The organism is Pseudomonas sp. YuFO8, assembly GCF_035065025.1.
GTDB classification, from domain to species: domain Bacteria; phylum Pseudomonadota; class Gammaproteobacteria; order Pseudomonadales; family Pseudomonadaceae; genus Aquipseudomonas; species Aquipseudomonas putida_AE.
Genome location: NZ_JAXDEQ010000016.1, coordinates 62,226 through 83,342, shown reverse-complemented (window position 1 = coordinate 83,342; position 21,117 = coordinate 62,226). Strand labels below are relative to the sequence as shown.

Sequence of the window (21,117 nt, the reverse complement as noted above, 5' to 3'; positions counted from 1 at the left end):
CCAAGGATATTTTGTGACACTTACCTGTACATCTCACGCGTGCCTACTGGCAGTCGTCACTCTGCAAGGTCACTCGGACGATGGCGCTCTCATCATGATCGGAAGTGTTCGTTGCACCTTTGTCAGGTTACCTCCTTCACAGCCGTGGCTGAGCTTAAGCAGCAGGGCCGGACACTGAACACCTCTGACGAATGCCCTGGCCTCTGGGTGTTAGTGCTTCTCGCACGAGCGCTCATTTACCGTCGACATGGGATAGTGAGTTTTTAAAGGGTTGGGAAAGCAATGGCATTAAAGCGATCGAAAGGGGCGCATGATAGTGGCGCGGTCATGCGCCGCAGGTTGGAAGTGAACCTGCCATAACGCCAGTTGGCTCCAACTCCTTTCCTCGTTGCCTGGCTGCCTTCATGAATCGGCGCTGATTCGCAGTGGTACTGCCACCGAGACGCTTGGCTTCAGCCGCGAAGGAGCGAATTTCTGGCGGCTGCTGTGGTTGACGGGTCATCTTCCAGGACACCTTTGGGAGTGGCTTGCAGTCTCACCTTAATCAGTTGGGTGAGAAAATCCAAACACCATTTTTGCCGCCGACTCGAAGTCATTCGCATAGCGGTGGGCGCACGGTCTGGTCGGCGGCGCAAACCTAGGTAACGGCGTCAACTTTAATCCTCACGCGTTGCTTTCTGATTGAGGTAAACAAGTAGCATCAGGTTGGATATGTCGACTTAGATGCCCAGTTCAATCGGCGAGTGGTGCGGATAAATTTTTTCGCCTCTTTCTTGGGTGTTAGCAGTTTGTCGGCTGCCACGCAGTGGATGCTGAAGTGAGGGGGGGGGCGGCGCGAAAAAACTGTGGTGCTCGTCAGGGCCTGTCAGACTGCAAACAGCTCAAGAGGGGAGAAACGTCAGGGAAGAGCTGAAGACCGGGCCCAGCACGCCGATAGGCAGTGACTCAGACTGCTCTTCGATTTGACCTGCCAATCGCACGTCCTGTTCGCTGGGGAAGTGACGCAGCAGGAAGTGCGCGTCGCGTCGAACGCCCTCCGGTAGCGACGGGTTGCCAGCCAGCTCCAACAGAAACTCTCGGGTTTGCACTACTGCACGAGTACGCTCGTGGGGCATTGTCATCTGGCCTCCGTGACTCAAATGGTCTTTTCGCGTGAAAATTCATCCGTGGCTAGAATTAGCATGATCTCGAGCCCGCCTACAAGGTAGTGACGGTGGGCGTGTCGGGCTCGGGTGGTTCTGATTGATCGGCAATATCATCGATGCAAACGCCACTGTGTTGATGTGAAGGTGAGAGGGCAATCGAAAGAACAGGGTCTACCGTTTACTAAAGTCCGATTGTAAATGACAGTTGGGTGGTGACGTTTCGCAGAAAATTCGGGTTAATTAGCATCGTCCGAGTCAGCGAGGAGCTCGGTCGCTCGACTATTCAGTAGGTTGCCCGCCTGGAAGTACCCCATCACCGTGGTTACACTGCGGTGCTCGGTCATGGCCATGACTTCTCCGAGCGGAACTCCCTGGCGTCCGGCCTCGGTGACAAACCCCGACCTCAAACTGTGCGCCGCCCAATCACCCTCGAGCCCCGCCAACTTGGCTCGGCGCTGGACGATGCGCGCCACTTGGTCCGCTGACAACGCGCTGGTACCAACCGCGCCCCCCTTGTACAGCCGCCGAAATAGTGGACCGGACTCTGCCGGCGCTATGTCTAGCCAAGCGGACAGCGCCTGCGCCGCCGGGCCTCGCAGTGGCTTCTCACGGCGCACGCCGCCGGTGTCGGTCTTGGTCGCGCCCAAGGCGTACAACCAGGTGTCGGCATCCAGTTGGCGCACATCGCCCACTTGCAGGCCCACCACTTCCGAGCGACGCCGGCCGCCACCGCTCCAGGCGAGCAGGAGCAGGGCGCGGTCACGAACACCACGCGCGCCATCGGTGCAGGTGGCGAGCAGCGCCTGCAACGGTTCCAGCACGATCGCGGTTTTCTTGCGCGCCGCCACGCCCTGGCGTGATTGGGCCTTGCGCGCCTCACGCAACAGGGTCTTCAACGCCGACGCTTCGGTCGGACTGTCCCAGCCATTGATCCGGTGCCATTTGCCCAGCACCGCCAGGCGGTGACTGACCGTGTTGTACGCCAGGGCTCCGGGTTTGCTTTTGATCCGCGCCTTGACCAGCGCCGCGTCGATGCCGGGCGGTAACAGGTGCGTCCAGCCGCCATCGGCCAGTGGACGGGCCAGATGATCGAGTATGAATTGAATCGCCACCGTGGTCGGCAGCGGGGCATCGCCCAGCACCTGGCCGTAACGCAATTGCAGCCAGGCCGACCAGTAGGTGAGGGCGCTGCGGTAGCTTCGTACCGTATTTGCCGCGGTGCCGGCTGCGAGAAACGCCGCCGCCGCTTCCTGGGCGTTAATCGCCAGGGAATGCGGGTTTAGCGGGGTTTCGTCGACCAACGCTAATTGATCTGTAATATTTAATACGTTCAACGTATGATAATTCCATTGTTCAAGATTTAATGTCGGATAAACTTCTTTTATCAGACCTAATATACCCGGAGGTGAGCCATGGCAGTAGGGGTACCGGAAAATGACGTGTTTGCGGCGGCGGATGCGGTGCTGGCCCGCGGCGAACGCCCGACCGTCGAGCGTGTGCGCCTGGAGCTGGGGCGCGGCAGTCCGGCGCGGGTCGGTGGTTTGCTCGATCAATGGTGGGCACGCCTGGCCGAGCGGCTGAGCGGCGAGACCCGTCTACCGGCACTGCCCGGTGAGGTCTCGCAAGCGTTTGTCGCGGTGTGGCAGCAGGCGATTCACCTGGCGCAGGGCGTCGCTGAACAAGGGTTGGTGGAACAACGCAAAATATTGATCGCAGAACGCGAGCGGGTCGCCGAAATCGAGGATCAGGCGCGTCAGGACGCGGCACAGTTTCGCCAGCAGGCGGCAGAGGCGTTGGCCGGGCGCCAGGCAGCGGAGTTGCGGCTGGCAGATCTGGAGCTGCTGCTGTCCCAACGCCAGACCCAGATCGAGGACCTGCAACAGCAGCGTGAAGGTGTACTGCATGAGCGCCGCGAAGCCCAGCAGCAATACCAGGCGTTACAGCAGGATCTGCAGGCGCTGCGGCTCAAGGCCGAGCAGGAGCGTGTGGCGCAGGAGAGCTACGTGCGCGGAGTCGAGGATCGCGCACACCGCGAGGTCGATCGTGCGCGGGAGGAGGGCAAGGCTGTGACGGCCAACTTCAAGGAGGCCGGGCGTCAGGTCGAGCAGTTGCAACGGCGACTGGAGTCGATCCAGGCCGAGCTCAGTCAAACCCAGCAACGTGTTGCAGCGCAGCAGGCTCGTGCCGATACGTTGGAGCAACAACTGACGCAGCTACGCCAGACTGCCGCCATCAAGCGTAAGCCAAGATCCCGAAAATCCGCGGCGCCAATGTCCGATCCCTGAAGGCGAAGTTGGCATCCGCACGTCGATATGGCGCAAGACGATACAGTAGGTTGTACGTTCTCCATCCAAGGCAGCAATCGGCCATATATAGACCTTCATCGCAGGTCACAAAATGGCCAAAGGTCTTCCGCGAAGTATTTACTCCGGAGTCATGAGGACTGCGAGCGTCATATTGATGAACTCGTCGTTCCTACCAATGGCCGCTAGAGCACCCCGGACGTCATCGGCAACATCACCCGATCCACGATGCTCAACCCAAAGCGTCAGCTCCATAATTGCGGCCTCAAGAGTAAGCTGGTTTTGGTTGATCTTGAAGAGCAGGGCAGCGAGGCTTGCCGGCGATGGTGTCTCCACCTACTTGCTATTGCCCCCCTTCAATCTATCCTTGGGATCGCGGGATCAGTATGGCTACCCTGGCGGGTCTGCAATGAAGACATTCATCTCAAGCCGTGTGAAAACATGGGTATCGACTCCAATCAGAGCCTTAACATAATGAAGACAAACCCATGGCTTCCACGCCCTCTAGTTGTTGCCATTATCGCAGGTACGACTTTCTTTATTATCACTCAGTCCATTCTGATTATTCAGGCGATAGCCTCTGGTGCAAGGCTCGGTTTTCTTAATTCGACAGACACCATCTCACTGTTGGCCGGAACAATGACCGCCGCGGGCCTCGCTGCAGTCTATATTCAAGTTTATGAGTCTGACCGCAACGCCCGAAGCCAATCAGCCCTTCACTTGGATGCCCTACATGCGCACTTTAACTCAACAGAAATGCGCATGCATAGAAACCTTGCATTTGTGTATCTCAGGTTTTTGATGGAGTCTCCAGAGAGGCTTCAAACATATGCGCGCTATTGGATTCTCGATATAAGTAAGGACGTGACCATCCCGACACCAGAGGATCTTGTCCGATTGTCGGGAGGGGCAAATTCTCATTCGGTCAATGCCTATGATGACCTGAAAAACGTAACTTTCATGCAATACGACTCAGCAGTTAGCGCCGTAGTGAGCTTCTATGCTCGGTTGTCCGCGCATCTTCGGCAAAATTTCCCTGAGATCGTGGAGTCTGGAACTCAACTGGATGAGGCGACGCTGGAAGCATTCGGTCCATTTTTTTGGAACTATTGGCAGGGCAAACTCATACCGCTGGGTAATCAGTGCCAGGAAATATATAAAACAGAAACAAGCGAAGCGGGCTTTGGCCCTCCGTTTTTTGTCGAGCATTTTAATCGCCTCAAGACGCACCTCGGCTCTAATCCCCCCTACGCAGCACCAAGTGCTACCCCCCATTCAGAGCCCTCTGAGTGATCCGAGGTCTTCGCTTCATCTGCACCACAACGTCTACGCATCGTATATCGGTGGCAATGAGTCACCATTAATCTCGAACGCTTTTGGCCGTTCACTTCCGGTCATGTTTGCTAGCGGGGCGGATCTAATCCGGTGCAAATGGCTGGTTAGGTCGAATGCAAATGGGTGGTCAAGTCAGTGCAATTACCTAGGTGTCAGCGGATCTGGAGAAGTGGCTCCAGCCAGAGGCGAGTTCAGCTAGTTACTCAAGGACGATTCCCATGTCAGATAACTCTGAAACCAACATAGCCACACCAGACGCTCTCACACTGCTCCTGCACAACCAGCACGCCATATGTGCGGCCATTGAAGAGGTGACCAGTGGCATTCTGAGAATGGAGTGGTGAGTGTTTCCGCTAACGCAATTGCGTCCATGGAAATGCTGGACACCAATGCTCAAGGCATCACAGACGCCATCATGCGACTACGGCAGTTATAGGCATCATCTAACGCCCGCTGCCCATTCTTCACTAGCGAGTCCCGATGTAATGCGGGAAAAAAGGGATTCTTTGGAGAGTGGGAAATTGCATTCCACTTGACCAACCAGTGCGTTGCCACTGACCAACCGTTTGCATTCGACTTGACCAACAGACGCCGCAGTGACGACCGACAGAGAACGACCCAATATAGATAGTCCGTCCCACCTTCATCGATACTGGTAACGGTTGGCAGGTAGCTGTCAGCGAGGGTGGAACATGCACCTGTAGACTACGAATAAAACGACCCAAACGCATGACGTTTGCAGCTTTAGTTCCGAGTCTACAGGTGCGCTTGCGCTCGATAACGAATACTCAGGGTTCGCCGTCGCACCGGCTCACTATATTGCCTTCGCTGAACGCAAGCATGCATGTCCCTAGCAGCTATTTTATCGCTTGCGGAGGTTCACGTGACAGCGTCCTTGAGTCAGCATTTCACAGCCTATATCGGCATTGATTGGGCAGATACCAAACATGATATTTGCCTACAGGCTGGGGATGACAATCATCGTCAGTTCGACTGTATTCCGCACCAGGTTGATCGCATTGATGAGTGGGCCAAGGCATTGCACCTGCGCTTCGGTGGCCCTATCGCTGTAGCTCTGGAGTTGGCCAAAGGGCCTATTGTGTCGGCTCTGCTGAAGTATGACTTTTTCGTGCTGTTCCCGATCAATCCCTCGACGCTTGCCAAATATCGCGTGGCGTTCAAGCCGAGTCGCGCCAAGGATGATCCCACCGATGCGGAGTTAGCACTCGATCTACTGCTTCGCCATCCTGAACGGTTCACCGCGCTCAGGCCGCAGAGTGTGGCCATGCGTTCGCTGCTTAGCCTGATCGAACAGCGCCGGGATCTGGTCAACGACAAGACACGTTTTACCAACCGTTTATGCAACACCCTCAAGCAATATTACCCGCAGGCACTGGAATGGTTCGAGCAGCGAGACACTCTGTTGTTTTGCGATTTCCTCACTCGCTGGCCGACACTCCTGTCAGCCAAACGGGCGCGTAAAACCACGCTTGAGGCGTTCTTTTATGCCCACAACGGGCGTCGCGCCACATTGATCGAGGCGCGTTTGGCGTCGATTCGTGCGGCATCTGCGCTCACAGAAGATGCCGGCATTATCGAGCCTTGCCGCTTACACGCCCTCGCGTTGGTGGAGCAACTACGCACCGTCCTCACGGTGATCGATCGCTTCGATAAGGAAATCGAGCGGGTCGCTTCTGCACTACCGGATTACGCATTGTTTCGTGGCTTGCCGGGCGCAGGCCCGCATCTAGCGCCACGTTTACTCGCAGCCTTCGGAGAGCAACGTGAGCGTTTCCATGGCGCGGACGAGTTGCAAAAATACTCAGGCATTGCCCCGGTGACGGAACGGAGCGGTAAGAAGAGCTGGGTGCATTGGCGCTGGCAATGTCCAACATTTCTTCGTCAGACCTTCGTGGAATGGGCGGGGCAGACCATCAATAAATCCTTTTGGGCTGGAGCTTTCTACCGGCAGCAACGCGCCAAAGGGAGCACCTATCAAGCTGCTGTACGCGCACTCGCGTTTAAGTGGATTCGGATTCTATATCGGTGCTGGCAGACCAGGACGCTCTACGATGAAACGACCTATTTGAATGCCTTGAGGAAGCGCGGTTCACCGCTGCTGAAGAACCTCGATTTAGGTTGACTGACTTCCTCAGGGCGTGAAGCTGCCCTTGGTAGAGAGTAGCTATGGGCATCCCGAGGGTTTTCTAGACACTCTCCAAGCTTGCTGTGTAGCGCTTTTCAAACTCTACCGGTGACAGCTGATTGGTGAAACAGTGACGTCGTTTTGGGTTGTAAAACATCTCGATGTAATCGAACACATCGCTTCGAGCATCCTGCAGCGTTTTGTGGGTTTTTCGCTTGATCCGTTTCTGCTTTGGAAGCTGGAAAAAGCTTTCGGCTAGAGGAGGTGGACGGAAACACCATCACGAGCACTAGCTACGGGTGGGGCTCAGGTCGAAGCGTTAGCCATTGCGTGATGCCGGTTGGAGCTTTGAGATCTGGAAGCACCCATCGAAGTCCTCAAGGCCTGCTACAGGTGGATGACGGCAGCATTGGCTGCGCAGTCGTAATGGTTCGAGCGGCCTGATTCAGATCAGCAATTGCAAGGCATCAAACAGACGTCGGTCTTCGGCCTTCGACGAGCGTGAGCGGCGACGCACCACCTGCAGGATGCATTCGATGAAGCACTGCGCGGCGCTGCCCGGCTGGCTGTTGCGCGGGGTGACGATGCCGATGGTGTCGGTGGCGAAGGATTCGGTAAGGTTCAACCTGGTCACGCGCTCGCCGAAGACCGGCACGGTCAGCATCGGCTCGGGGCAATAGCTAAGCATGTCCGTCTGCTCAGTCAGTGAAAGCATCAGTTGCAAAGAATGGGCACGCTGCACATGCTCCACGGCGATCTGCGCGCCGTGTTGCCCGAACAGTTCGTGCATGAAACTGTCGTGGTTGGCGTCCGGATAGTTGACCACCCAATCCTGATCCAGCAAGTCGTGGATCGAGCGGCAATCCTGCCTGGGATGGCCATGGCGAGCAATCACCGTCATTTCGTAGGAAAACAACGGCTCGCAGGCGAACTCCGGGCGCGGCATCAGCGCTGACACCAGGCCCACCGCCAGTTCCATGGTGCCGTCCCTTAGCCGCGGCAAGGTGACTGCCATCAAACCCTCGAAAATCTCCAGCCGAACTTGTGGCATGTGCTGGCGGAATAACTGCACCACCTCGGGCAGCACGGTCATGCCCATCCACGGCGAAATGCCCAGGCGCAGGTGACCTTCAGCCTGTCCCCGCAGGTGTGTCAGCTCCAGCTGTGCCAGCTCCAGTTGGCCTAGCATTTGCCTGGCGTGCAGCAGCAACGAGCGCCCATATTGGGTGAGCAGCACGCCACTGGCGTTGCGCGTCAGCAGCGGCAGTTGCAGGTGGCTTTCCAGTTCCCGCAGCGACTTTGCCACGGCGGTCTGCGAGACCCCGATCTTGCGGGCTGCAGCGCGGATGCTGCCGCAATCGGCGATCGCCACCAATGCCTGCAACTGATGCAGTTTCATGTCTTATTCCTTCGTCAGGCGTAAACCAATGGTTTTCAGTACAACCATTTTGCGACTGCCGGCGGATGGGCCGGCTGTCTATTATCGGACCCGCAGCATGCCCGTTAATAACAACAAGGAAAACCCATGACCCAGCCATGCGTATTATCCGGTATCGCAGCGCTTGAAGAAGAAATGATTGCGTTGCGACGACACCTGCATGCCCATCCTGAATTGAGCTTTGAAGAGTTCGCCACCAGCGACCTGGTCGCCGCCCGGCTTGAGGAGTGGGGCTACGAAGTGCACCGTGGTCTGGGCGGCACGGGCGTCGTCGGGCGCTTGCGCCAGGGTTCCAGCAACCGCGTCATCGGCCTGCGCGCGGATATGGACGCATTGCCCATCGTCGAGCAGACCGGCCTGCCGTATGCCAGCCGCAATGAAGGCGTGATGCATGCCTGCGGCCACGATGGCCACACCGCAATCCTGCTGGCGGCCGCCAAGCATCTTGCGCAGAGCCGTGAGTTCGACGGCATCCTGGTGCTGATTTTCCAGCCGGCGGAAGAGGGCGATGGCGGTGCCCGGAGAATGCTCGAGGACGGTCTGTTCGAGCTATTTCCCTGTGACGCCATATTTGCGATGCACAACATGCCGGGACTGCCAACAGGCAAGTTCGGTTTTCTGCCCGGCCCGTTCATGGCGTCCACCGACACCCTGACCATCACCGTCAAGGGCGTGGGCGGTCATGGGGCGATGCCACACAAGGCCACCGACGCCATCCTCGCCGGCTCGGCGATTGTCCAGGCGCTGCAGAGTGTCGTCTCGCGCAACGTTAACCCGCTGGATTGCGCAGTGGTCTCGGTCGGTTCCTTTCACGCCGGCATCGCCCCCAACGTGATCCCTGATCACGCCGAGTTGCAACTGAGCGTCAGGGCGCTGAAGTCCGACGTCCGTGATCTGCTGATCGAGCGCATCACTGCGGTGGTCCAGGCTCAAGCCGCCAGCTTCGGCGCCACGGCGACGGTCGAGGTCGATGAGGCGCAGCGTTTCCCGGCGTTGATCAACGACCTCCGGAGCTCAGCATTTGCCCGCCAGGTAGCGCTGGATTGGCTGGGAAGCGACGGGGTGGTCAGCGACATGTCACCGCTCACCGGCAGCGAAGACTTCGCGGTGATGCTGGAGCAGTGTCCGGGTTGCTACCTGGTGATTGGCAACGGTGAAGGCGAGGGCGGCTGCATGGTGCATAACCCCGGATATGACTTCAACGATGACTGCCTGGCATTGGGGGCGAGCTACTGGGTGCGCCTGGTTGAATCCTTCCTGGCCTGATCGCCCACTGTCTGTCGGCCGGGGCAGTCGCTGCGCCTGGCAAAGGAGTAAGCATGTCCGTTACTGCAACCGCGCAGGGGGGCGAGGCTCGCGCCTGTCGTCCTGCCCTGAGTTCCCGTGCAATCGCCGCCATTACCTTCGGCTCGGCGCTGGAATTCTTCGAATTTTCGGTATTCAGTTTTTTTGCCACTGTGATCGGTCGGCAGTACTTTCCCGCGCAAAGCGAGCTCGGCCAGTTGTTGCTGGCGCTGGCGACCTTCGGCCTGGGCTTCGTTATGCGCCCGCTGGGCGGCCTGATCATTGGTGCCTATGCCGATCGCGCCGGACGCAAACCGGCGATGTTGTTGACCCTGTGCCTGATGGCGCTGGGTTCAACGGCACTGGCGCTGACCCCGACCTACGCGCAGATCGGTCTGGCGGCGCCGCTGTTGATTGTTGCGGCGCGGCTGGTGCAAGGGTTTGCCATCGGTGGTGAAGTCGGCGCCTCGACCGCGATGCTCATGGAGTATGCCGATGATCACAACCGCGGCTTCTATGGCAGTTGGCAGTTCTTCAGCCAGGGTTTGAGTTTTCTCATGGGCTCGCTGGTGAGCTTGGCCTTGAGTGCGGGCCTCAGCGACGCTGATCTGGAAAGCTGGGGCTGGCGCATTCCTTTCCTGGTGGGGGTGCTGGTGCTGCCGGTCGGCGTGTATATCCGTCGCCACCTGCAGGAAACCGCAGCCGAGCCCAGCGCGCATCAGGCGTCACCGCTGCGGCAGATATTCACCCATCATCGCCGCGTACTTATCGCCGGGGTACTGATGGCGATCGGTGGTACCGCCAGCAGTTACATCGTCCTCGACTACATGACCAACTACACCGTTGCGGTGTTGCATCTGCCGCTGCAGGTCGGAATTGGCGCGTCCTGCCTCGGCGCCCTGGTGCAGATCATTCTGTCGCTGTGGGCCGGCAAGCTCAGTGACCGGATCGGCCGGCGTCGCACCATTGTCCTGGGCAGCGTGCCGATGCTGATCCTGATTTACCCGGCCTTCCTGTTGATGACCCATTTCCCGACGCTTATCACGCTGATGCTGGTATCGATTTTCAACACCTTCCTGCTGGTGATGATCACCGTACCGTCGGTAGTCATGCTGACTGAGATGTTCCCTCGCGCCATCCGCGCCACTGGCCTGTCCCTCGTCTACTGCCTCGGCGTCTCGATCTTTGGCGGTTTCGCCCAGTTCTTTGCCACCGGCCTGATCAGTCTGACCGGGGACAATCACGCGCCTGCGCTGTACGTGATGATCTGTCTCTGCGCCACCCTCGTCGGCGTGACGATGTCCAGGGAAACCGCAGGCAAACGCCTCGACTGAGCAACCCCCGAAGGCCGTGGCACCGATCCACGGCCGAATAATAAAAACAGGCGCTCGAGCGCTCTTTAATCTGATGGATTTGTGCATGTCCCATACTTCGAAGTTGTGGCCGTTGGCTGTTGCCTGCACGGCGATTTTTTCCGGAATCTGCGTAGCCGATGAGCAGGGCTTCCTCGCGGACAGTCATCTGACCCTGGTCAGCCGTTTCAATGTCTTGAACACTCGGATCTCCGGCGACGGTCATGATCAGCGCCAGCACAATCGGCGCGATCCCCGCGACGTCGCCTTGGGAGAACGCCTGAGTTTTGCCTCGGGTTTTACCCAGGGCCCGGTCGGGTTTGGCGTCGATGCGTTCGGCTACGCCGCATTCAAACTGGACGGTGGCGCCGGCCACGCCGGTTACGGCAACATCCAGATCAATGACGAGAGCGAGCCCAAAGATGCCTTTGGCCGTGCTGGCGCCTCGCTCAAGCTGCGGTACGCGCAAAGCCAATTGCGCTACGGGCAAATGGAAGTGCTGAATCCGGTGTTCGCCACCGCGGACTTACGGGTTTTACCCAGCACCGCGACCGGCTTTCTGCTGAGCAGCAAGGACGTCCAGGATTTGCTGCTCGAAGGCGGGCATTTTACCGCGGGCACCGAGCCGGCCTCGACCAGCAGCCGGGGCGGGCTTTGGGCCAACTACGCCAATGTGCAGACCGCCGCTGTCGACTTCGCCGGTGGCCGCTATGCGCTGGGCGAGCAGGGGGCCATCAGTCTGTACGGCTCTGAGTTCGAAGATCTGTGGCGCCAGCAGTACATCGGCAGCAGTTATGCCTGGAAGCCCAGCTCAGGCAGCCGCTTCGACCTGGAGGGCAACCTCTACCACTCACGGGACCAGGGTCAGGCCAATGCCGGCGCTATCGACACCACGGCCTGGTCCGGCCTGATGGCCTACTCGCTGCTCAATCACAAGCTCACCGTCGCCTTCCAACACGTCATCGGCGATACCCCGTTCGACTACATCGGCTTTGGCAACAATGGTTCCGGAGCCTTCGGTAATTCGATCTTCCTCAGCAACGCAGTCATGGCGTCCGACTTCAACGGCCCCAACGAAAAGTCCTGGCAAGTGCGCTACGACCTCGACTTGGCGCCCTACGGCGTGCCCGGCTTGAGCTTTATGGGGCGCTATGTCTACGGCTACGACATCACCAGCTCGCCCAATCCGCACTACGGCGCCTGGGCCAATGCCGACGGCGCCTCGCACAAGGAACTGGACCTGGAAGCACGCTACGTCGTGCAAAGCGGTCCGGCCAAGGACATGCGCGTGCGCCTGCGCCGGGGCATGCACAACGCCATTGGCGGCCAGCCGGATGGCGACATCACCATGAACATTGTCGTGGTCGAGTGGCCGTTGCGGATCTTTTGACCGCAGTGCTTCCGATCCAAAACCGTTTCCAACAACAAAAAACAAAAGGGATACCCACCGATGAAATTTCCAGCCCCTCTTGGCCTCGCCATATTCGCGGCCATGGCTTCCACGCTGTGCAACGCCGCCGATGCACCCTGGGTGAATCCGGCCGTCACCGCAGCCAGTGCGCAAGTGATCGACCTGCGCCACAGCATTCACCAACACCCGGAACTGGGAAACATGGAGGTCCAGACCTCCGTGCTGGTCGCCCAGCAACTGAAATCCTGGGGCATCGAAGTACGCACCGGCGTGGGCAAGACCGGTGTAGTCGGGGTATTGCGCGGTGGGAAGCCTGGCGCTGTAGTCGCCCTGCGTGCCGACATGGATGCATTGCCGGTCAAGGAAATGACCGGCCTGCCATTCGCCAGCAAGGCCGAGGGCGTGCGCCTGGGCAAGACCGTGCCGGTGATGCACGCCTGCGGCCATGATGCTCACACTGCGATGTTGCTGGGCGCTGCCCGGGTCCTGGCCGAACACCGTGAGGATGTGCCGGGCACCGTGGTGTTTCTGTTCCAGCCGGCGGAAGAGGGCGCGGCCGACGTCGACGACTTCGATACTCACGCGGTGATCGGCGCCAAGGCGATGATCCGCGACGGCGCGCTGGATTCACCGAAAGTTGAAGCGGTGTTCGGCGTTCACGTGATGTCCGGCTACCCGAGCGGGCACCTGTACTACAAGCCAGGCACCGCGTTGAACAGTGCCGACGATTTCCGCATCACGGTCAACGGTAAGCAGACCCATGGCTCGGCACCATGGACCGGGGTCGACCCGATTGTCGCCAGCGAGAAAATCGTCGACGGCCTGCAGACCCTTGTCAGCCGTCGCATCGACTTGACCAAGGGCATGGGCGTGATTAGTGTCGGCTCGATCAACGGCGGCACCACCACCAACATAATTCCCGAAACCGTGACCCTGTCCGGCACCATCCGCACCAACAGCGCCGATATCCGCGACACCATCCTGGCTAAAATGCCGACCCTGGTCAGCGGCATCGCCAGTGCCTATGAGGTCAAGGCCGACCTGGAAGTGATGCACTACGCACCGGTGACCACCAATAATCCTGGCTTGACCGAAGCGATGGTCCCGGCGCTGGAATTGGCGGCGCCGGGCAAAGTCGAGCGGCTGCCGGCCTCACTGTCGCCCAGCGAAGACTTCTCGCTATACGCGGAAAAAGTCCCGGGGCTGTTCGTGTTTCTCGGCGCGACGCCTGAGGGGCAGGACATGAACAAGGCGGCACCCAACCATAGCCCGTATTTTTCGGTGGATGATGGGACACTGACCACTGGGGTCAAGGCGTATGTGCAGTTTGTGTTGAACTATGTGGGGCGGGTTACTGGGAAATCCTGACGGATTAGCGTAGGCGGTTCATGCCTTTGAGAGAGCGTGCTTGACAGCGATGAACCCGAGACTGCCGCGGAGCTCCAGGAACTCCGCGTCCTCGTTAAAGACCATCGCGGGCAAGCCCGCTCCTACAAGGTGTTACCGCCAATGCATTTTTGACCCAGGTGCCGACGCTATTCTGACCCACCCCAGCAGTCTGAAAGCGAAACTCAACAACGAACTCGGAGTTCGAAGCTAGGTCAATGAAATTCTGGCGTGTAGGTGAAAAATGCGTCGGCGGTAACAGATCGACCTCTGCCGGTCATAAACTAGGCACGTACAGGTCAAATTCGGTCCAAAGGACCGTCAGATCGAGTCCAAATAGCTGGGTAGATCTGGGAAAGGCAACGGCGAGATGAGATGAGCTAGGCTTCCGGCATCATTACTCAAGGACGACCGTCATGCCCGATAACTCAAATTGCAAAATCGCCACAGCGGACGCTCTGACATTGCTCCTCCACAACCAGCACGCTCTATGTGCAGCGATAGAAGAAATCACCAAGTGGCTGTCAGAAAATGGGGTAGGCAGTGTCGCCTCTAATGCGATATCGGCAATGGAAACGCTGGACACAAATGCTCAAGCCATCACAGATTCCATTATGAGGGTACGCCAGTCTTAGATCACTCAGAGAGGTCCAGGACTGCCCTCTGATTTGAATGGCTCCCCGACTTTTTAGACACAATTGACTGGTAAAGGAACGGATAGCGACGGTCTGGCATGACCGTCGCAGTGAATGGTCACACCTCCGTCTGCTCCGCCATTTCCAAGGCATCATCGACTTCGATTCCCAAGTACCTGACAGTGCTTTCAAGCTTCGTATGACCAAGCAGGAGTTGGACCGCTCTAAGGTTCTTCGTCCTGCGATAAATCAACGAAGCCTTGGTTCTCCGTAGCGTGTGAGTACCATACATGGTTGGGTCAAGGCCAATGGTTGTCACCCATGCTTTGACTATTCGAGCGTATTGCCTGGTGGATAAATGCTCTGAAGCGTGCAACCGGCTCGGGAACAAGAAATCCTCACTGCGGAGACGCGCCTGGCGCATCCACGCTTCCAGAACCGTTCGGGTCTGTTCAGTGATTTCAAATTGCACTGGGTGTTGAGTTTTCTGCTGCATCACGATGGCCCGTGACGACACATGCTCCCCATGGGCAATGTCTCGGACCCGCAATTTGGTTAAGTCACAGGCACGCAGCTTGCTATCGATGGCCAAGTTGAAGAGCGCCAAATCACGCGTCTTCTCAGCAAGCTGAAGTCTTACTCGGATAGCCCAGATATCTCTGACTCGGAGCGGGGCTTTCTGACCGACAAGCTTTCCCTTGTTCCAAGGCTGATGGCGGTATCTAGCAACAGTGTTCATGGCTCGTCCTCCACGTTGAGGGAAGACAAGGGTGGATCAGTCACAATGGCTGGTGGTGGCTATCAGACCCATAGCTGCCTGTCAGCAAAGGCATAAATCGACCCATAGCGGTCGCTCGTGGTGGGCCGCAAGTAGCCTTCCTCGCGAGCCAAATGCAGGGTAGAACGATCAAAGCAGAAACTTGATAAGCATAGGTGTTGAGTCCACCATGGACAAATATGCCACCGAGTGAACGGTGCCCGACACTTACCTGAGCCCCATCAATGCCGAATCAATCAGTCAATGCTTACGAAAAAATTGATAACTACAAGGTTGTTGCGGACTGCATCGCAACGCTGCTTTTCCCTCACGCAGAAGTCATTGTTCATCATGTGAAATCTCAGACTGTGGTCCACATCGCAAATAATTTCTCCAAGCGCAAACTGGGTGATGACTCAGCACTTGATCAGGAGCTGGGCGATCTCGGCCATGCAACCAGCATAGGTCCTTACGAGAAAATCAACTGGAATGGGCAAAAAATCCGCTCAATCACCGGTGTGCTCTGTGATCAGGATGGCAAGGCTGAATACCTGCTTTGCATAAACCTAAACTTCTCCATTCTGGAGCAAGCTCATCATGCACTGGCTGCATTCTTCCAAGTCAGCCGACTGATTCCGCAACCCGATGCGCTGTTCAAGGATGATTGGCAGGAGCGAATAAATACCTTCCTGCATGCATGGCTACATGAGCGCAATTTGTCGCTACGTACTCTCAAGAACCAGGACAAGCGCGCTTTGGTGGAAGCGCTATTTGCTGAAGGCGCATTTGAAGGCCGCAGCGGAGCTGATTATGTAGCTAATGTCCTTAACATGGGGCGCGCTACGGTTTACAAATATTTGAAACAACTTCGAGGCTAGCCAGCGTGTGCACGAAGGAGCCGACGTCAAACACTTGGCTCCTTGATGATCCACTCCCACGCATTCCTGCAAATAGCCGAAGACGCCCCCCTTAAAAATTTCTCAGCTGCTCCTCACTAGACAATTCCGGCGACGATCAGGTAGCCCCAATTTGTAGGGAGCTAATCAGACGCCGTGAACAGGGGTCTGAAGTAGCGAAAATTTCAGCTCACATACGAGAAGCAGCGCAACCTCTGCTTAGCAATACGCCTGTGCGCGAGTCTGAGCGGTGTGGTCCAAATGAGAAGGCTCCAAGAGAAGCAGCCTCCGAAGCGAGGGCGGGTTCGGGGGTGCAGCTCTCTCGATAGACATATTTTTTTCTACGGGAGATTTTAATTCCACAAATGTGTAGATAACTATTTTCAGCTTATAACCCCGTTTTAGAGCGGTCGAGACCATAATCGCAACTGATTTTCTGGCATGTTTGACCGCACCTCGCGCAATACAGGCTATTGTCACATAGAGAAATCGGGTCTATCCTGGACGCATATTCCACGTCAGCGATGATGCCGTCATGTCGATCGAGACCCGTTTTACGGATTTGCCACCACTCGGCCCGGGTAACACAGTTCGTTTGCATAATCACGAGTTCACCGGCAATGGGAGCTCGCGCAGTGCGTACATCCAGGCTGGCTTGCATGCTGATGAGCATCCTGGATTGTTGGTCATTCAGCATTTGCAGGAGTTGTTGGTGGAGCTCCATCAACAGAACAGAATCCTGGGCCGCATCGTGTTGTGCCCATTCGCCAATCCGGTTGGCATGACCCAAAACGTTCTTGGGTTTTGGACTGGGCGATTCAATCTGGCGAACGGTGAAAACTTTAACCGCAACTTCCCAGACCTGCTTCCTGTATTGGACGCGCAACTCAACGATCATGCTTGCGAAAAGCTGACGCCTACCCAGCGACTCGTGCACGCAGTCGCGGCGTTATCCCCGGCCGACACAGTTAGCGCTGTTCGCCAGACGCTCTTAGGCGAAGCGCTGCAGCATGACGTTGTATTGGACCTGCACTGCGACACAGCTGGTGTACTCCATCTTTACGCAAACGATGCGCAACGTGATCAGGCATTGACGCTCGCCGAATGCATGAACATCGAGATTGTTTTTCTTGAAAAGTCAGCTGGCGGCCAGCCGTTTGATGAGTCATGTAATCGGCCGTGGGACTGGCTTATTGAAAAAGGCCTTCGCAGCATCGAGGAGCGCCCATTTGCGGCGAGCATCGAGCTGCGTGGGCAGGCCGATGTCGATGATCAACTAGCTCGCCTAGATGCCTTGGGCATTTTGGATTTTCTCGCTTTAGAGGGGTTGATTCGGCTTGATAGCCCGGTCGAGGCGAAATGCATTCCGAAAGTGTATCCGCTGGAAGGTGCAAGCCACTTGCCGTCCCCTGGACATGGTTTGCTCGTTTGGAAAAAACGAGTCGGGGAAGCAGTTTCAAAAGGGGAGTTGATCGGCGAACTGGTACCAATCGACGCGGCAATTGGCGCGCATAGGTTGCCCATCTTGAGTGATGTGGATGGGGTGATCACGGTTCAACCCTTATTCAAACTGGTTCGAGCAGGTCAGCGAGTCGCGCTGCTAGCCGGCATTGAACCGTTGCCCAATCGCCGGGCTGGCCAACTACTCAATCACTTCTGATTCACGAAGGAATTTTGAAATGTCCGTTGATCAAAACAGTTTGTCGGCTTTGTACGACGCTATCTCCGAAGCACACAAAGCATTGCGACCCGAAGTGGCTGTGACGCCTCTTACTTACAGTGCTCGACTTTCCGCCATGACGGGCTGTGAGGTCTACCTGAAATGCGAGCACTTGCAACATACCGGCTCGTTCAAATTCCGGGGTGCCAGCAACAAAATCCGCCTTCTGCCTGAAGCGCAGCGTCAGTTGGGTGTGATCACCGCATCTTCAGGCAATCACGGGCAGGGTCTGGCGCTCGCCGGCAAGGTGTTGGGTGTTCCGGTTACCGTCTACACCACAACCTCGGCCTCCGCCTACAAGTTGGATGCGATCCGTGCTCTTGGCGCTGAAGTTGTTAGCCTTGATCTCGACCCATTGAGCGTGGAATTGGAAGCAGCACGTCAAGCTGCCATTCAAGGTAAACCTTTCGTTTCTCCCTACAACGATCCAGAAATCATCGCCGGCCAGGGCACGATCGGAGTCGAGTTGTTCGAACAAGCTCCTGATCTTGACGCTGTGTTCGTGGCGGTAGGTGGTGGTGGGATGGTTTCCGGTATTGGCGCTGCTCTGCGAGCCCTCAGTCCGAACGTCGAGATCATTGGTTGCTGGCCAGCAAATGCACCGACCATGCAACGGTCCCTCGAGGCCGGCGAGATTATCGAGATGGAAGAGGATGACACCATCTCTGACGGCACTGCCGGTGGTATCGAACCAGGCAGTATTACCTTCCCACTCTGTCAAAACTTGTTGTCCCGCACCGTGCTGGTTAGCGAGGAAGAAATCAAAGCAGCAATGCGCGATGTCGCAGGCTGTGAGCGCTGGATCATCGAAGGTGCCGCAGGCGTCGCGGTGGCCAGCATGAAGAAACTGGCGAAGGAATACCGTGGCAAACGTGTTGCGGTGGTCATTTGCGGTCGCAACATCCTTCTCGAAAAATTCCTTGGAGCCGTTAAATGAAAGTCTTCAACAAGCAACAGATCATTTCCCAACTTGACCTAAATCTGGCCGTGAAGCGATTGGAGGAAGGCTTCATAGCTTTCTCCAACGGCGAGGTACAAGTACCACCAGTACAAGCATTTTCGTTTGTCGAGGCCAATGGTGATTGCTGCGTTAAATCTGCCTACGTCAAAGGCAGCGATACCTTTACTGTGAAGATTTCTACGGGCTTTTACGACAACCCGGCCAAAGGCTTGGAGAGTAACGATGGACTGATGATGGTGCTGTCCGCGACTACCGGGCAGCCTCTGGCTTTGTTGCAGGACGAGGGCTGGCTGACTTGCATCCGTACAGCGCTCGCTGGGCGAATTGCTGCGCGCCTGTTGGCTCCGCGAGAAGTGAGGGCAATCGGCATCGTGGGAGCTGGTATGCAGGCACGGATGCATTTGGAGCAGCTTCATGCTGTCACTGATTGCCGCAAGGTTGTGGTGTGGGGCCGTGATGATGCTGAGCTTGAGGCCTATAAATCGTTCGCAACATCTCTGGGCTATGAGGTGCAAACCACTCGTAACCCGGAAGATGTCGCACGGTCCGCAAACCTGATCATCTGCGTTACCCCATCGCGTGAGCCTCTACTCAAGAGCGAGTGGATTCAACCTGGGACCCACATCACGGCCGTAGGTGCTGATGCCCCTGGCAAGCAAGAGCTGGATGCGGCTCTAGTCGCCCGGGCTGATCGCATCATCGTGGACTCCATTTATCAGTGCAGTCAGTACGGAGAGATCTCGCACGCACTGAAGGCAGGACTGATCGAGGAAGCCCAGTTGGCAGAGCTTGGTGCATTGCTCGCCGGTCGTGTGAAAGGTCGTGAAAGCGATGATCAGATCACGCTGGTCGACCTAACTGGTGTGGCTGTGCAGGATGCCCAGATCTCTAGTTGTGCGTTGGCATCCATGAACGGCTAATCCCCCTCGTTTATTTCCCCAACTCGTGCGCCAAACCTAAGCGCGCGAGATCTTCCTCGGAGCGTAATTATGAAAATAAAAAAGCTTTCCGTTCTGTTTTCTGTCTCAGCACTCGCCCTCGTGATGGCCTCTTACACAAGTGCGGCTGATACCCTTCGAATTGGTATAGAAGCCGCATATCCCCCATTTGCATCAAAAACAGATAAAGGGGAAATTACTGGATTTGATTACGACATCGGAAATGCCCTTTGTGCGCAGATGCAGGTCAAATGTCAGTGGGTGGAGCAGGAATTCGATGGGCTGATCCCCTCACTCAAGGTTAGGAAGGTGGATGCGATAATTTCCTCCTTGACCATCAGTGATGAGCGAAAGAAATCCGTCGACTTCACCAATCGCTACTACCAGGCAGCCAGCCGCTTGGTGATGCGTGAGGGTAGCGACTTGGGTACCAATTTTTCGGGGTTATCGGGCAAGCGAGTGGGGGTTCAGCGGGCGGGAATCCATGATCGCTTTGCTACGGAAGTTCTCACTCCCGCAGGCGCTCAGGTTGTCCGCTACGCGTCGCTCAATGAAGCCTACCTGGATTTGATTGCCGGTCGACTCGAAGCTGTTCAGGGAGATGATGTCGCGATTCAAATGGGATTCCTCGACACACCCAACGGTAAAGGCTACGCATTTGCAGGCGAACCCCTGAGAGACTCAAAGTACTTCGGTGATGGGGTGGGAATTGCTGTGCGTAAGGGCGACAAAGCCCTGACTGAGCGATTCAACAGCGCCCTGGCATCAATCCGGGAAAACGGTGTGTACGAGAATATCCAAGACCGCTATTTCAAGTTTGATATTTACGGCGAATAAATTTCAAATCCATCAAATAGGCTAACACAATTGAGTGGTATGCTTCGGCGAACCACTGAAAGATCACGAGCGAGCATATTCGATGCAACTCGAATCGCTAGAAGTTATGGCACTTCAAGAGATGCTGGGAAATTTTGAGCATGGATCTAGCAAGGTAATTGATCGACAACCCACCCCTGCCGGATTTTTCACCATCGTTCGATTAGGTGAATCAGTTCCAAAGCTCAATCAAGAAAGTGAGCGAACATGGAAGTTCAAACATCCGAAGCTGAGCGATGGAGGCTTTTTTGTATGTTGGCCTGTAAGTGATGTTGAGTTGTGTTTAGAGGCCGTCTCAAACAACGGTAGCTGGCCTTCAGGCATGCTTGTAACGCTTTAGACACCTAAAATGGCGAGCCTTGAGTGCTCGCCATTTCTATTTCCATGAGCCTGAATTTTTCCTAATTGTCTGATATTGCGTAGCTTTAGGGTGGGGGGATTGGTTAGGGTCACAACAGTTAACGCTGGAGAAAACCTAGGTTAACTGATTCGGTATGTATTTTTTACCCGCTATGTCCTTACTCTAAGGGGCGT

General features: G+C 56.6%; 19 protein-coding genes and 2 pseudogenes. 15 read left to right on the top strand and 6 right to left on the bottom strand.

Annotated elements, in window-relative coordinates; translation table 11 throughout:
• Positions 1-881 precede the first annotated feature (881 nt).
• Together SOP95_RS16325 and SOP95_RS16320 are read right to left on the bottom strand one after the other, a co-directional pair.
• Positions 882-1,121 (bottom strand): BPSL0761 family protein, encoded by a 240-nt coding sequence (locus SOP95_RS16325; protein WP_323607635.1) that lies wholly within the window; start codon positions 1,119-1,121, stop codon positions 882-884.
• A gap of 260 nt (positions 1,122-1,381) precedes the next feature.
• Complete coding sequence (locus tag SOP95_RS16320; protein ID WP_323607633.1) at positions 1,382-2,479, bottom strand: site-specific integrase; 1,098 nt, start codon at positions 2,477-2,479, stop codon at positions 1,382-1,384.
• Between the two features lie 78 nt (positions 2,480-2,557).
• On the opposite strand from SOP95_RS16320, the gene SOP95_RS16315 reads away from it, so the two are divergent.
• Complete coding sequence (locus SOP95_RS16315) at positions 2,558-3,430, top strand: DNA-binding protein (protein ID WP_323607631.1); 873 nt, start codon at positions 2,558-2,560, stop codon at positions 3,428-3,430.
• 138 nt (positions 3,431-3,568) lie between these two features.
• Here the strand turns inward: SOP95_RS16315 and SOP95_RS16310 are convergent, their stop codons facing one another.
• Positions 3,569-3,784, bottom strand: coding sequence for a hypothetical protein (locus SOP95_RS16310; protein ID WP_323607630.1), 216 nt, complete (start codon positions 3,782-3,784; stop codon positions 3,569-3,571).
• A 105-nt stretch (positions 3,785-3,889) separates the two neighbouring features.
• On the opposite strand from SOP95_RS16310, the gene SOP95_RS16305 reads away from it, so the two are divergent.
• The 3 genes and pseudogenes from SOP95_RS16305 to SOP95_RS16295 all read left to right on the top strand — a co-directional run bounded on the left by SOP95_RS16305 (position 3,890) and on the right by SOP95_RS16295 (position 6,926).
• On the top strand, positions 3,890-4,741 hold the full coding sequence (locus SOP95_RS16305) for a hypothetical protein (protein WP_323607628.1): 852 nt from the start codon (positions 3,890-3,892) through the stop codon (positions 4,739-4,741).
• Between the two features lie 260 nt (positions 4,742-5,001).
• Positions 5,002-5,219: pseudogene (locus SOP95_RS16300) on the top strand (hypothetical protein).
• 447 nt (positions 5,220-5,666) lie between these two features.
• The gene (locus tag SOP95_RS16295) at positions 5,667-6,926 is read left to right on the top strand and encodes an IS110 family transposase (RefSeq protein ID WP_323607627.1); all 1,260 of its coding nucleotides are present in this window, start codon (positions 5,667-5,669) and stop codon (positions 6,924-6,926) included.
• A gap of 64 nt (positions 6,927-6,990) precedes the next feature.
• Here SOP95_RS16295 and SOP95_RS16290 read toward each other — a convergent pair.
• Positions 6,991-7,188, bottom strand: a pseudogene (locus SOP95_RS16290) (IS3 family transposase); the annotation flags it as partial.
• Between the two features lie 186 nt (positions 7,189-7,374).
• Positions 7,375-8,328 carry a LysR family transcriptional regulator gene (locus tag SOP95_RS16285; protein WP_323607626.1) on the bottom strand — a complete coding sequence of 318 codons (954 nt, stop codon included), beginning with the start codon at positions 8,326-8,328 and terminating at the stop codon, positions 7,375-7,377.
• A 126-nt stretch (positions 8,329-8,454) separates the two neighbouring features.
• Between SOP95_RS16285 and SOP95_RS16280 the strand changes: the two genes are divergently transcribed.
• The 5 genes from SOP95_RS16280 to SOP95_RS16260 all read left to right on the top strand — a co-directional run bounded on the left by SOP95_RS16280 (position 8,455) and on the right by SOP95_RS16260 (position 14,435).
• Positions 8,455-9,633 (top strand): M20 aminoacylase family protein, encoded by a 1,179-nt coding sequence (locus tag SOP95_RS16280; protein WP_323607625.1) that lies wholly within the window; start codon positions 8,455-8,457, stop codon positions 9,631-9,633.
• A 53-nt stretch (positions 9,634-9,686) separates the two neighbouring features.
• Entirely contained in the window at positions 9,687-10,985 is a 1,299-nt protein-coding gene (locus tag SOP95_RS16275) for an MFS transporter (protein WP_323607624.1), read from the top strand.
• Between the two features lie 85 nt (positions 10,986-11,070).
• Positions 11,071-12,393: an OprD family outer membrane porin gene (locus SOP95_RS16270; RefSeq protein ID WP_323607623.1), complete on the top strand. Its 1,323-nt coding sequence runs from the start codon at positions 11,071-11,073 to the stop codon at positions 12,391-12,393.
• A gap of 60 nt (positions 12,394-12,453) precedes the next feature.
• Complete coding sequence (locus SOP95_RS16265; RefSeq protein WP_323607622.1) at positions 12,454-13,782, top strand: amidohydrolase; 1,329 nt, start codon at positions 12,454-12,456, stop codon at positions 13,780-13,782.
• A gap of 434 nt (positions 13,783-14,216) precedes the next feature.
• Positions 14,217-14,435, top strand: coding sequence for a hypothetical protein (locus tag SOP95_RS16260; protein WP_323607621.1), 219 nt, complete (start codon positions 14,217-14,219; stop codon positions 14,433-14,435).
• Between the two features lie 118 nt (positions 14,436-14,553).
• Here the strand turns inward: SOP95_RS16260 and SOP95_RS16255 are convergent, their stop codons facing one another.
• Positions 14,554-15,174 (bottom strand): tyrosine-type recombinase/integrase, encoded by a 621-nt coding sequence (locus SOP95_RS16255; RefSeq protein WP_034149084.1) that lies wholly within the window; start codon positions 15,172-15,174, stop codon positions 14,554-14,556.
• A 263-nt stretch (positions 15,175-15,437) separates the two neighbouring features.
• On the opposite strand from SOP95_RS16255, the gene SOP95_RS16250 reads away from it, so the two are divergent.
• The 6 genes from SOP95_RS16250 (at position 15,438) to SOP95_RS16225 (ending at position 20,923) form a co-directional block, all read left to right on the top strand.
• A complete protein-coding gene (locus SOP95_RS16250) occupies positions 15,438-16,070 on the top strand; it encodes a helix-turn-helix transcriptional regulator (RefSeq protein ID WP_323607620.1) in 633 nt (210 codons plus the stop codon).
• A 553-nt stretch (positions 16,071-16,623) separates the two neighbouring features.
• Positions 16,624-17,748 (top strand): succinylglutamate desuccinylase/aspartoacylase family protein, encoded by a 1,125-nt coding sequence (locus SOP95_RS16245; RefSeq protein ID WP_323607618.1) that lies wholly within the window; start codon positions 16,624-16,626, stop codon positions 17,746-17,748.
• A gap of 19 nt (positions 17,749-17,767) precedes the next feature.
• Positions 17,768-18,745: a threonine/serine dehydratase gene (locus SOP95_RS16240; RefSeq protein WP_323607617.1), complete on the top strand. Its 978-nt coding sequence runs from the start codon at positions 17,768-17,770 to the stop codon at positions 18,743-18,745.
• Complete coding sequence (locus SOP95_RS16235) at positions 18,742-19,689, top strand: ornithine cyclodeaminase family protein (protein ID WP_323607615.1); 948 nt, start codon at positions 18,742-18,744, stop codon at positions 19,687-19,689. Before SOP95_RS16240 ends, SOP95_RS16235 begins: the two co-directional genes overlap by 4 nt.
• A 75-nt stretch (positions 19,690-19,764) precedes the next feature.
• Positions 19,765-20,544 carry an ABC transporter substrate-binding protein gene (locus SOP95_RS16230; RefSeq protein WP_323607660.1) on the top strand — a complete coding sequence of 260 codons (780 nt, stop codon included), beginning with the start codon at positions 19,765-19,767 and terminating at the stop codon, positions 20,542-20,544.
• Positions 20,545-20,626: 82 nt separating this feature from the next.
• Positions 20,627-20,923, top strand: a complete 297-nt coding sequence (locus tag SOP95_RS16225; protein ID WP_323607614.1) for a hypothetical protein — start codon at positions 20,627-20,629, stop codon at positions 20,921-20,923.
• Positions 20,924-21,117: the final 194 nt, after the last annotated feature.

Excerpts from the sequence above, each read along its gene's own strand:
- SOP95_RS16235 (WP_323607615.1), top strand. The coding sequence starts at position 18,742 with ATGAAAGTCTTCAACAAGCAACAGATCATTTCCCAACTTGACCTAAAT.
- SOP95_RS16260 (WP_323607621.1), top strand. The coding sequence starts at position 14,217 with ATGCCCGATAACTCAAATTGCAAAATCGCCACAGCGGACGCTCTGACA.
- SOP95_RS16325 (WP_323607635.1), bottom strand. The coding sequence starts at position 1,121 with ATGACAATGCCCCACGAGCGTACTCGTGCAGTAGTGCAAACCCGAGAG.
- SOP95_RS16250 (WP_323607620.1), top strand. The coding sequence starts at position 15,438 with ATGCCGAATCAATCAGTCAATGCTTACGAAAAAATTGATAACTACAAG.
- SOP95_RS16285 (WP_323607626.1), bottom strand. The coding sequence starts at position 8,328 with ATGAAACTGCATCAGTTGCAGGCATTGGTGGCGATCGCCGATTGCGGC.
- SOP95_RS16265 (WP_323607622.1), top strand. The coding sequence starts at position 12,454 with ATGAAATTTCCAGCCCCTCTTGGCCTCGCCATATTCGCGGCCATGGCT.
- SOP95_RS16225 (WP_323607614.1), top strand. The coding sequence starts at position 20,627 with ATGCAACTCGAATCGCTAGAAGTTATGGCACTTCAAGAGATGCTGGGA.
- SOP95_RS16305 (WP_323607628.1), top strand. The coding sequence starts at position 3,890 with ATGGGTATCGACTCCAATCAGAGCCTTAACATAATGAAGACAAACCCA.
- SOP95_RS16240 (WP_323607617.1), top strand. The coding sequence starts at position 17,768 with ATGTCCGTTGATCAAAACAGTTTGTCGGCTTTGTACGACGCTATCTCC.
- SOP95_RS16315 (WP_323607631.1), top strand. The coding sequence starts at position 2,558 with ATGGCAGTAGGGGTACCGGAAAATGACGTGTTTGCGGCGGCGGATGCG.
- SOP95_RS16255 (WP_034149084.1), bottom strand. The coding sequence starts at position 15,174 with ATGAACACTGTTGCTAGATACCGCCATCAGCCTTGGAACAAGGGAAAG.
- SOP95_RS16245 (WP_323607618.1), top strand. The coding sequence starts at position 16,624 with ATGTCGATCGAGACCCGTTTTACGGATTTGCCACCACTCGGCCCGGGT.
- SOP95_RS16275 (WP_323607624.1), top strand. The coding sequence starts at position 9,687 with ATGTCCGTTACTGCAACCGCGCAGGGGGGCGAGGCTCGCGCCTGTCGT.
- SOP95_RS16280 (WP_323607625.1), top strand. The coding sequence starts at position 8,455 with ATGACCCAGCCATGCGTATTATCCGGTATCGCAGCGCTTGAAGAAGAA.
- SOP95_RS16270 (WP_323607623.1), top strand. The coding sequence starts at position 11,071 with ATGTCCCATACTTCGAAGTTGTGGCCGTTGGCTGTTGCCTGCACGGCG.